The organism is Pedobacter nototheniae, assembly GCF_004335085.1.
Taxonomy (GTDB): Bacteria; Bacteroidota; Bacteroidia; order Sphingobacteriales; family Sphingobacteriaceae; genus Pedobacter; species Pedobacter nototheniae.
The window spans coordinates 172722-184439 of record NZ_RQRS01000009.1 but is presented as its reverse complement, the minus strand read 5'-3'; the positions used below and the strand labels follow the sequence as shown (position 1 = coordinate 184439).

Sequence of the window (11718 nt, the reverse complement as noted above, 5' to 3'; positions counted from 1 at the left end):
TATGGTACAATAGGAAAAGAAGACATTCGGCACTTGATTACAGAACCCCAGTTCAGGTTGAAAGAGCAATGCTGAAAAATAAAACAGAAGCGGCATAAAATGTCTCCACTTTTATATTGCAATTCCAGTAAGCGTAATCACTATTGCTTGTGGTTACATTCCCTGCTGCGGCTATTGAGGAAAGCAGGATATCATTCCTGTAATTCTGTGCGGAAACGCTCAACGTATTACTGTTTGTATTTTGTAAGGTCCCGCCGACTAGAATGTTTAATTTGCCCTTACCTATGGTATTGGTATATTCGAGCTGCGGCTCCACAATCCAGCTGCCTAAAAATGACCGGCCAAAGTTGGAATAGGGAAGTGTTCCTGAGTTAGGATTTATGGAACTTGAGGGATTAAGCGCCTGGTCATTACCAGATAAACTATTGTACCCCAGGCTTACCTTTCCTTTTAGTCCGGCTAAGATTTCGTAGGCCATATTAACGCTTGTTGTCAGGTTACTGAACTTTCCGGTATATTGTCTGTTGGCTGCGGCCAAAGGGTTGGTAATTGCCCCGCCAAAAAAAGTGCCGCCCTCTTGCCAGTTCAGGTTGCCCGCATCATCGTATAATCGCATATTTGGTGGCATATTGATATAGGCCGTAAGATCGCCCGAACTCATCTTATTGCGGTTATATAAAAACCCGCCACTAAAATCAAGACTAAAGCGTTCATCGGTTGAGCGGTGATTTAGGCTAATCCGGCCTGATAGTTTGTCGTCACGCTGTTCACCAGGAAATACAGAAGTCTCTCCATGATAGCCTCCGGAAATCAGGAACCTGGTTTTCTCGGTCCCGCCGCTTATTGATGACTGTACATCGGTGGTTTTTGCATTTCCACCTATAAGAATATCCTTAAAATTGGTATACCTGGTCTGGTCCCATAGCAGAAGATCCGGGGCATTTGCATTCGTCAAGGTAAGCCCGTCATTTTTAAAACCTTCCCTGCGCATCTTAAGGTAATCTTCTGTTGCCAGCATATCCATTGTTCTGGTGATATGGCTATATCCGTCGTAGATATTCAGGTTTAATCTACTCTTACCTGCCACACCTTTTTTCGTCGTGATCAGGATTACACCGTTCGCTCCGCGACTACCATATATTGATGTCGCATCAGCATCTTTTAAGATTTCAACACTTTCAATTTCCGAAGGGTTGATGGTACTGAAGGGACTCACTCCGCTACTTCCGGTTGCATTGGTAACGGTGTTGATGGAATTGTTGCCTGGGGAAAAGGGAATTCCGTCGATAATGAATAACGGTTCAGAACCTTGCATCAACGATCCCTGGCCTCTGATCTGTACCTTCAGTCCAGAACCATTGATGCCGCTATTTTGTGTGATGGCAAGTCCTGGTATCCTGCCTTGTAGTGCACTTAGCGGATTTGACACAGGTTGAAGCGCGATTTCTGAAGCACTTACCTTTCCGATAGCGCCAGTGTTCAGCTTTTTAGTCGTAGTGCCATAGGCGATCACCACCACATCATCCAGAGATCCTGCTGTCTCATTCAAGATGATCTCTAACGTAAATTGTGGCCCGTAAGGAGTATTAACAGTCTGGTAAGCAATGCTGCTTATGGTAAGGATTCCATCTGGCTTGTCAACCGTAAAGCTGAACTTTCCATCTTTATCCGTATAGGTTATCCGTTCTTTGTCAGAGGTTTTTATGGTAGCATCGGGAATAGGCTTCCCAGCTTTATCCCTCACAGTGCCGGAGAGTTTTATCGGAATAGTCTGCGCAGCAGCCCAAAAATTTAGGCATAGCAAAGCCATTACGATGAATTTTATCGTTTTTTTCATGAAGTCGGTTAGTTAGTTATGGAAAAAATCTTAGAAAAAATCAAGGCAGGCCATTATTAAAGAACCATTAAATTCCCTGCCTTGACCATAAGAATTATTCAGGTGCGCAGATCACTAAGGAAATAAGATGGTCAAAAAGATGTGTTGATTTAAAGTCCATACTCGTATAGGGTTATACGAGTCTCAGATATAAAGGCACTATAGCAGGCTCTATATATCATCTTGCTAGGCTTCTGACGGCCTTTTGAAACGAATACAATAGAGCCCATAACGCTATAGTGTAAGACGAAATTACACATAATATTGTCATGGGCATTAATCTATTGTCTCGTTCAATCGCAATTGTCAGAATTTAGCAAGCGAGACTCTTATTAATACCAAAAATTAAATAACTTATTAACAATAAGTTATTATGTTTTCAAATATAATAATAAAAGACAAAAAGGACAAATATGTCCTAACATTAATTCTTTTATATTTTGACTTTAGTTCTGTGGGAAAACAGTATAGAGATCAGACCTATTTAGAAGCTGTAGGAAGAAAATTAATTGAAATAAGAGAGAAGCAAGGTATCACTCAGGAAAAGCTTGCCGAACTTACTAAATTTGATACTAGGCAAATTGGACGAATAGAAAGGGCGGAAACAAATACCTCTATTAGTATGATTAAAGCAATAGCAGATAAGCTTAATATAGGTGTTGACGAGATTTTGAAAATTGATAGCTGATTTTTAAAACAATCTATTAAGGCAGTTTTTGCGAAAAGGATTCTGACCCTGATAAAACAGGTTCGGAAAAACAATATCAACAATTCGTAAAAAAATAATACGAATTTTTACTTTAACAAAAAGTAAAAATGATTAGTGTAAAAGTGCCTCGCAACCACGCCTCATTGAGGAAAAATCTTTGATAAATGTGTGAACTTCACCATTGAAAAACACATCTCAAAAAAGCATTTCCAGATTTCACCATTTTCCTGCTTTAGAGCAAAAGCCTAAGTTTATTTAAGTTGTCGATATTCACTTTTAAATCATCTAGCAGGATATCGCCATTCACGTAAAGTGTTAAGGAAAGAAACATGTGGGCAAGGTAATAAATGTAAATCGAGGCCTTTACGGAATCACCGTTTTTATATTCACTATTTAACCGCTGTACCACATTTCCATGGAAATTGTTGTTTCGGGTGGCGTAAAGCATATTCCTAAAAACAAAATTGATATACTGTTGCTCACCTGTAAAAATTAGGGTATGCGCAGATCCAAGCCCTGGCTCCGTCACATTCACAGTACCGCTTGTCAATAAAGTGCGGAGCTTTTCTGCGAGACTTCTCGGAATGGATTTAGATTTTACGACATTATTGATATTTAAGTTTATTTTGTAGTTACTGATCGCTGGCTGACAAATCGACCGGTAAGCTGTACCGTAACTGGCGATGATACCATTATAGATATCCTCAAATTTGTTTTTGAAAGTGAAATACGTTTGGCTTTTCAATGCTCTGGGAAATGATGGATCATCGATAATATAGCCCTTTAATACGATGTTTGCGATAAATCTGAGCGTCTTATCTGGCGCAAGGGCTGCATAGTCTTGGATAAGCTGGTAAATCGTCTTGCCTGGTAGAATAAGGTTGTCTTTTAAAGGAACAAGTTTATCAATAAAGTCATCAATTGAGTTTGCGTCCCCAGTTTGATGGGTAAAATCTCCAGCATCAAGCAAAGTTTGAACTCTCGTTGCAGTATAAGAATTATTGATGGCTGTCCAGATGTTTGAAAAAGCAAGGTCTGGCCGTTCTGGTAAGCAGTAGTACGAGTCGATGAGTCCCGAGAGCACGATAACTGGCGCGGTGTCTGGTGAATTTTCCCAGCCCGCCGTATAGATTGGCTTAGGCAAGACATTCTGCATCTGGCCTTCTGGATATAGATAAGCTACATGTCCTGAACGATTGTAGGCCTTAAGCAACGCTAAAGAATTTGACGGTAGCTGTATGGTTTCTTCTTTTAACGCTTTGAGCTTCTCCCTAACGACAATGGTTTTAGACAGGCGGTCATGCAGGCTTTTCTTAAAGAACAGCAAATGTATCCAATCTAGCGGCACGGCTCTGAGCGCTGCACGGACGATAAGCTGATGAATTTTGGGCCTTTGCAATTCATAAGACAAAACCAAGGTTTGGTTAAATCTGTGGCTTAGTGCAGTCTTAAAAAAGTATAATCCGATAAAGTCATTTGTCGCGAGTAAGCAAAGTGTCAATAGTATAAATGGCCAAATGCCTAAATTTAGCGGCTTGCCCAAAATCTGAGTATATAACCCCGCGCTGAAGTAAATAGTTAAAGTTGCGGTACATAAGGAAAAGACAAAATCAATAATGAGGTTACGTAAGCGCTCAAACTTATTTGCGGTGATATATTTTGGTTGACTCTTATTCATTTTGTTTATTGGTGAGTTGAATATTTTCCTAATATTTTAATCACTCTTTTTGCAATTGCGAAAGCTCTGTAAAAAATAATCCAAGACTTTTGAGGAGCAAGAAAGCGCTCGATAAAATAAAAGGTGACCTGCTAATTGTTCTTTTATTTAATTTTTGATTTGGCCAAGACGGCCTCAGCGGCAGCAATGACAGTGAACTCTTGAGAAAGCTTAGCCATCCCCAGTTCAAGTAAATCTTTATTTGTTGGATATATGTTCTTGGTGGCAATTTGTTCTAGATGCATATCGATTTTTTCTAGCCATGCTTGATAATCCATTTTAACTTGTTTTAAGTTTCTTTTATGAAGTTCAAACAAAACGGCAATTACAACTTTAGAGATATCCCGAAGTCTGATGAAATCGACTTTGTCTATTTTGACGCCTTTGTGCACATATTCACTCCTGAGATCGTAAAGCTTATCTAGCAATTCTTCTTGCTCAACCAAGCCAAGTTTAAAATAATCATGAACTAAGAATGCAATCCTTCTTTTAAGTTTCTTGCTCTTGTTGGTATCTGGTGACAACAAAAAATCTAACCCTACGAAGATATCAATAAAGGCTTGATTGAAGTTCTGCGCCCAGGCCTGACGCTCCGCATTGGAAAAGAGCTCACCTACCGTTTCGAGATACCGCGCATACTCTCCTTCACCTAAAGATAGAAATACATCATTTTTTTTAATGAATTTTTTAACATCCTTTAAGATATCAGGATCCGGAAAATTGAGCTGGTCAATGACCATAGCAGTACCAGATACCCAACCAGCAGTCATTCTATCGACAAAACCGTAAAAAACATCTACCATTGTAAAACCTATTGCATGAAATTCTTTCAAGTTATACTGCATGCCCGTGTATGCGGTGAGGAAACGCTGATGTCGATCAAATTCGTTCTGGAAATGGTTGAACTGCTCAAGGGATAATGCACCGAGGTAAAGATTTATCCTAATGTCCACATCCTGTGGAATCTGTGTTTTTGATATACCGCAGAATTCCAGCCATTTAAATACATCTAAGGTAGAAATTGATTTTGTTTTGACCTCTATTCCTGCAGCGCTAGTCCATTGCTTTTCATAACGCTTCGCATAATCCGACCCGGTATGATTTTCTAAAAATTTCGCAAAACGTTCATAATCAATTTGTCCTATCGTGTAATCTAAAAATCGAAGCTCAAAAATGTTTTCTGCTTTACCTTTGAGAAAAAGATACTGCTTAATTTTAACGGGTGCGATGATACCCAGCAACATATTAAACATCTCTTCAGCCCGCTCCTTCTTTGGTACAATACAAATAAGTGCTAAAAGGCCGTTGAAGATTTGATAGCTAAAATGGTGACCTTTGGAAACTAAGATTTGTTCCATTTCTTGACTATAATCCGGAAGGTAAGTTTCTAGTGCTTTTGGAAAATTGAGATAGTAAGACTGTGCATGACCATCATTGGTTCTATCTTTAATTTCAAGATAAGCCATTGACACAACTGGCTGGCTGTGGGTATATTCTAATTGCTGGAAGAAATTCAGTAGCGCTTGAGAGGCGGTAATTATAGTCATAGTTGAAAATGGTAATAGCTTTATTCGATTTGGAAGAAATTTTTCTTAATTAACTTTAAGAAAATCATGGTCAAATGCACTTCTGGAAAGATAGAGCATAAATTTCTGGAGCAAATCAGCAGAATATGGTGCTTTATAATTAATGATGCGCTGAATATCAAATTTAAGTTTGGGATGAATCAGCGCCTGCTCGTTATCAATATCATAATTCTTGAATATTCCGTCCTGATAGATGCTTAACTTTAAGTACTCCTTTTGCGCGCTTTTGAGTTTTTTAAAGACCCTGATGCTTTGCTTGTAAGGTGAGAGTTTTTCGTGGATCGCCTTGTAGCGCAGTTTCCAGGACAGTTGCATAGCAGAAGAAGGATGTTCAGCTTGGTTCATATTGATTTGCGCAGTCCCATCTTGATTAAAGACCGTTAAATCCAGTGGAATTAAACTAACCGGGCTGAATTTCGATAGATTGGCAATAGTAAACATGCCTGGAAAGAGTTCAGCTTGTTCAACGCGCTCAGAAGTCAACGCCATATCCTTTTTCAAGCCTTCAAATCGCTCTTCTTCCATGCCGCTTAGTTCAATCAAAAATCCTATATCATAGTCCCTCACCCTTTTGCCATTACTCCTCAGCGCTAAATTACAGGGTTGCGCTAACAAGATATAATGTTTGTCTTTGATCTTGAAAATATCACCGTTGGATACTGGAAAGTGTAATTTATTTAAAACGTCACCTTGGATAAAAATCTCTTGTTGTCTCAAGGCCTTGACTTGAGCAGGATCAGTCGGCGTTAAGCCACCAGTTTTAACCTTTTCAATTTTTCTAATTTTTGCGAGATCATTGTTTATGGCTGCTCTCCGTTTTGGTTCTAGCAGACTATCCAGCGCTCTGCAGTTGGTGATGATATTATTGATCCTAAGCAAAGTAGCCATTTCCCAGGCACCTTCGTAATGAGAAGATTTTTGAATGATGTGATTGAATGATTCTGGGCTTAAATCATCAATTTCTTTCAAAGCATTTTTAAAAGCGGCGCTGATAACCTTTTTTGATTTTTGCTTTAAAGATTCTACCTCATTGATGAGTAAAGTGTTTCTAATACCTTCAGCGAGGCCAGGAAGGTATTCACCTTCATTAAAGCGCTTTTTGGATATGGTATAGAAATTATTTTTATTAAAATTGTTTTTGCGGCAAAATTCGATACGTTTGGCATTCTCTTCTTCCAGACTAAATTTGTGCGAAAAAATGCCGCAGAATATTTTGTCTTTTATTTCTTCGATCGCTAATAAATCTGCAGCGAGTTGTGTTCCATCACGTCCATCGTCTAGTGGTGCGTACTTGAATTCAATGTCGAATAAAAACAAAATTTTATGTCCATCCTTTAAAAATTGAAGGATTGCATCTTTTTTAGCAAGCCATTCTTTAGGAGACAAAAGTTCAATCCTGGTGGTCAAATGAGTTTTTAAGGTTAACGGTGCGATAGAATTATCGATATCGTCTTGATTACCCTTAAAGTAAAGTAGTTTAGTAAATAGCGCTCGCTTATCTGCATCCTGCAATGCCTCCCACACTTGGTTAAGTTTGATAGCAAATGCAGCATCTGGTAAATCCCAGTCAATGTAATCCAATTCAGCTGGTTTCTCAGGCTTCAGGGCAATCGACTCTCCGATGAAAGTTTCTTTTAGTTCATTTATTGAGCAGCGATCATCTATATAAACAATCTTAGCAACACCTAGTTCGTCTAAAAAAGTGTTGATTGCCTTTCTCGCTTGCTTGATCAGTTCCTCTTTACTCTGTTTCACTGCTTCGGCCTTGAGGCGTTCTTCCTGTATACGCTTGACTTCCGAAAGTTGTTCTTCGGTGAGCTCAACAATTGCAGGTTGAGCGTCATTTACTTTTGATTCTTCGTTTGAGGCGTTAGTTGGAATCATAATGTGGTCATGATATTGGAGAGGTTAATCGAAAAGATATATTGGTTACCTGAATCATTTCTGGTAGGTTCAAGCCCAATGGTGCAGCCTTCTGCATCGAGCAGTTGTTGGATAATAAATAGCCCCAACCCCCGGCCCTGCCCTTTAGGCTTGGTGGTTACGAAGGGTTCAAAAATATGATTTTCAATGGCTTTGGCGACACCATATCCATTATCCTCAATATAAACCCAGGGTTTTTCGATACGAATTTGCAGTTCGGGTTTGAAGTTTTTTTCGACCTTTTGTCGCTGCATCAACCAATATTCCGAATTATTAATGATGTTGTCAACGACTTGGGTTAGCTTGCCTTTATTGATTTTGATGCTAAAATCATCGATAACTTTAACGTCAAACAAAATACCAGCGCGTTGAAAGCGGTTTGCATAATATTCCTTTTCCTGGTTAAAATAAGAAGCTAATGAAAAGCCTGTTTTATTTTCTCTGTTATATTTTAAGCTGGGATCCAAATGTTTGAGCTGGGTTTTCAGGCCATTGACAGTAGAGTTGATGTATTCCATCAGCACATAAATATCAGAATCGCTTAGATTCTTATTCTGGTGTTTGCGGGTGTAAAAACTTGCTTTTTCAGCTAAACGGTCCGAAATGGTTGAAAACTCATGACTTACGGATTCCGCTACGAGGCCTAAGGCGGCAAGTTCAGAAAAATTTGCGAGCTGTTCTTCCAGTACCTGAATCTTAGGCTCGAGTATGTCAATCACTTCACCTATTTTCTCCGTCCTCTCGACCACTTGAGCGAGTTTTTGCAGGGTGGCTTGGATTTTCAGGAGTTCATCTAAGATGCCCTTCACTTTCTCCATCCGCTGTTTTTCAGCATCCGTGGTAAAAAGCGGACTGCCCTCAACTTCTTTTACGATTTTATTGGAATCATTGATCGCATTATTGACGGTTACAAGAGCTTCTTTGGTATCAGATTGAACGGCATCGGTTTTTGACTTGGCATCCTTTAACTGGTTGAAAGCCTGCTTAACGGTTTTGATGCCATTGTTTTGGACAGTATACGCTTTTCTAAAGTCGTTATAGCTACGCCTAATAACAGCTTGATAGCTATTGATCTGGGCAACGACAAAACGAGTGATTAAAAAGAAATTCCTTGAGTAGGGATTAGATATGAGTCCTTCCCTATCCGTTTTATCTTTTAACTGATAGTTGTCTTTTTCACTTAAATTGATGAAACCAATGATGTTTTCTGGACGCATTCCGTAGTAGGAACTTCCACCGGTTTGTTCCCCACCCAGCTTTAACCAATCTTCGCCATCTATCCCGAAGGGTTTAATGGCGAAGCCATCCCGAAAAAGTTTAACCCCAGCTTGTGCCTGCGCAAATTCGCGGTAATTGGAAAGCTTATCAAATACATTTTCAATGTCGGTAATTTTATAAAGCCAAGAGTCATAGGTAAATTCGTCAATTTTGCCGTAGAAATTACCTGGATTGGCTCTTGCTCCGTCAATAATCTCAAGGTTGCCTATATTTTCCAATTTAAACTCACTGTTGTATTCAAGGAAGAAGTTACCTTCCTTTGCGGCTTTGAGTTCAGGGTATTTTACTCTTAAAAAATCGTAAAACTTTTTCCCTTCATCTACACTTAAAAGTTGTTGATAGGCCGCAAAATCATTGCCGATAAACTTACTTAGCTTTGTTTTACCTCGGATCGAAATTTTTTGGCCATCATAATCAAAACTGAATCTAGAGATGGCCAACTCCCTTAACTGCTCGTTAGACTTATCTAAATCGACACCGATGCCATTAATAGTGATATATACTTCGAATGGGCGGTTCTCTTTATATGGTGAAATAATCTGGGAGATCTGTCCTTTAAAGTTTTCCAAGTTATCGCCTTCCCAGACTTCCCGGTGATTAAGTTCACCCAGCACGATTTTAGTGCCATGTGCTCTTTTGCTGTTGTAACTTTCAACTTTTACTTCAACATCACTTAAACTTTCCTTGGTTTCAAATTCCTTCCAGTCGAACGCGATATGGGTACCTTTAGCTCCGTTTTCGGCGGTAAAAATTTCACATAGGTCAGCCAATCGCTGTGTACTCAAGCGGCCTAAGCCTTTTTCGCCCAGCGGAGTCCTACCTCCTTTAGTGGTTTCGTTCGCCTCTTTTAAGGCGCGTTTTTGAGAGTAAGAAATCAGCAACCAGGATTTGAGGATCGTATCCTCGCTCATCCCAAAGCCATCGTCTTCTACGATGATGAAGCCTGAATGAGCTGGGTAAAAAAGTTTCTCCTTCTCGTAGCTGCCTGTAGTGTTAATTTCTATCGATACATAAGTTGCATCGGCATCATAGGAATTTTTGATGAGCTCGAGCAAGGCTGTAATTTCATCAGACACCAACTGCTCTCCAAGTTGCTTAACGATGTGCGGGGTAATGTCGAAATGGTGTTTTTTGCTCATTTAGGCGCCTTTGATGCTTGCTTTTCTAAAAATAATAATCTCTTCTGTATTCATCAGGTTGGTATTATTATTTTTTTGAGCCATTCGCTTGTTTAAAATAGTTCGGGTGATCGAATGTACAAAGACACAGCCCTTATTTTCAAGCAGCTCCTTGAGGTACTGAACATTACGCACAAGGCCATTTCCAACGCTTCTGTCTCCCATGGTCCAAACCAAATAGGAATTGTCCTTCAAGGCAGCCAGCGAATTCTCAATAACTTTATCTAAATCGTAGAGGAACACAACGATCTTATTAAATCTATCCTTACTGAGCTGACTGAATTTTATATAATCTTGTTTGAATGATGCAGATTGTGTGCAAATTTGAGCGGCTTTTTCCAGCAGTGCGCTGTCTGATCTCCTACCACCCACCGAATCACTATCGATTTTAGCGGTGGAGTTTAGGCAATCTGTAGAAATACCGGAGTCGATATCCACCAAATCCACCCATTGCAGCTGTAAGAAAGAATATTGACCATAAGGCACAGTCGTGTGGTTATCACCATAAGGTGGTGAAGACACCAACAAATCAGCAAAGCCTCCTTGGCCATCAAAACGGATGCTGTCCACCGAGTTGCCATATTGTATATTGATCTTTCCTCGGTAGCCTTTTGCGCTAAGCCTGCCCTTTTTCCTTAAAAAAGATTTAAATACCCAGTAACTCTCTAAACTTTGGCTGAGCTGCTTTTTAAGTTCAGTTAATGCAGAAGTGGACCTGGCCTCAATTTGTTCCACAGGCCTCATGTGCAGCTTGTAGGTAGAGGTTCGGTCATTGGAGCAATTGCGGATCACTTCTGCCAGATTGGCCCAGTAAAAACGCCTAATGCGGATGTCTTCTTCGAGTCTAATGGCACGAACAATTTTGCTCAGCTCAATTTGAACTACTGGTTTGAACCATTTATCAATGCCTTTGAAACTTACTTCTACGGCATCGGAATTATCTGTATTGATTTGATCTAAAAGAGCTTTATTTTTTTTGCGTAATACTTTGAAATTCACATTCACCAAGGTCGTTCTCACCTTAGAAATCAAAATGGCTAATGGATTGATATCCTGCCCATAACAATCTATCCCATAATGCATACCAGAGATCAACGAAGTCGAGGATCCCATAAAAGGATCGAGTAAACTCGTCACATGCTGACTTCCGGAATTGGCGAAGATAACGTCGATAATCTGGCGCTGTACCTCCGGCACCATCATGGCCGGGTAGGCAAAAATACTATGGACAAATTCGTTTTTATTGTAGCTGGGATTGGTCCAGAGGTTAATATCTCCAATTTCCAAACTGATGAGTTTTTGTTTGATCCGGGCATCAATTTCTGGAAAGGAAAGTTTAGCGCGCTTGGTTAAACGTGCATATTTATTAGGGTTATGCAGTGCATAAATGTCACTTATCATTGCTGGAGTTCGTTAAACTACTAATTTAGCAAACTTAAAGAAATATACCT

At 39.7% G+C, this 11718-nt stretch carries 7 protein-coding genes; 1 reads left to right on the top strand and 6 read right to left on the bottom strand.

The window, feature by feature from the left end:
• Positions 1–52 precede the first annotated feature (52 nt).
• Entirely contained in the window at positions 53–1837 is a 1785-nt protein-coding gene (locus EHC72_RS10185; protein ID WP_131537581.1) for a TonB-dependent receptor plug domain-containing protein, read from the bottom strand.
• A 412-nt stretch (positions 1838–2249) separates the two neighbouring features.
• Between EHC72_RS10185 and EHC72_RS10180 the strand changes: the two genes are divergently transcribed.
• Positions 2250–2564, top strand: a complete 315-nt coding sequence (locus tag EHC72_RS10180; RefSeq protein ID WP_246029415.1) for a helix-turn-helix domain-containing protein — start codon at positions 2250–2252, stop codon at positions 2562–2564.
• A gap of 253 nt (positions 2565–2817) precedes the next feature.
• On the opposite strand, the gene EHC72_RS10175 is transcribed toward EHC72_RS10180, so the two are convergent.
• The 5 genes from EHC72_RS10175 to EHC72_RS10155 all read right to left on the bottom strand — a co-directional run bounded on the left by EHC72_RS10175 (position 2818) and on the right by EHC72_RS10155 (position 11668).
• Positions 2818–4263: an RDD family protein gene (locus EHC72_RS10175; protein ID WP_131537580.1), complete on the bottom strand. Its 1446-nt coding sequence runs from the start codon at positions 4261–4263 to the stop codon at positions 2818–2820.
• A gap of 143 nt (positions 4264–4406) precedes the next feature.
• The gene (locus EHC72_RS10170) at positions 4407–5849 is read right to left on the bottom strand and encodes a hypothetical protein (protein ID WP_131537579.1); all 1443 of its coding nucleotides are present in this window, start codon (positions 5847–5849) and stop codon (positions 4407–4409) included.
• Between the two features lie 45 nt (positions 5850–5894).
• On the bottom strand, positions 5895–7772 hold the full coding sequence (locus EHC72_RS10165; RefSeq protein WP_131537578.1) for a hypothetical protein: 1878 nt from the start codon (positions 7770–7772) through the stop codon (positions 5895–5897).
• Entirely contained in the window at positions 7769–10228 is a 2460-nt protein-coding gene (locus EHC72_RS10160; RefSeq protein WP_131537577.1) for a sensor histidine kinase, read from the bottom strand. Before EHC72_RS10160 ends, EHC72_RS10165 begins: the two co-directional genes overlap by 4 nt.
• Positions 10229–11668 carry a TRM11 family methyltransferase gene (locus tag EHC72_RS10155; protein WP_131537576.1) on the bottom strand — a complete coding sequence of 480 codons (1440 nt, stop codon included), beginning with the start codon at positions 11666–11668 and terminating at the stop codon, positions 10229–10231.
• Between the last annotated feature and the right edge of the window lie 50 nt (positions 11669–11718).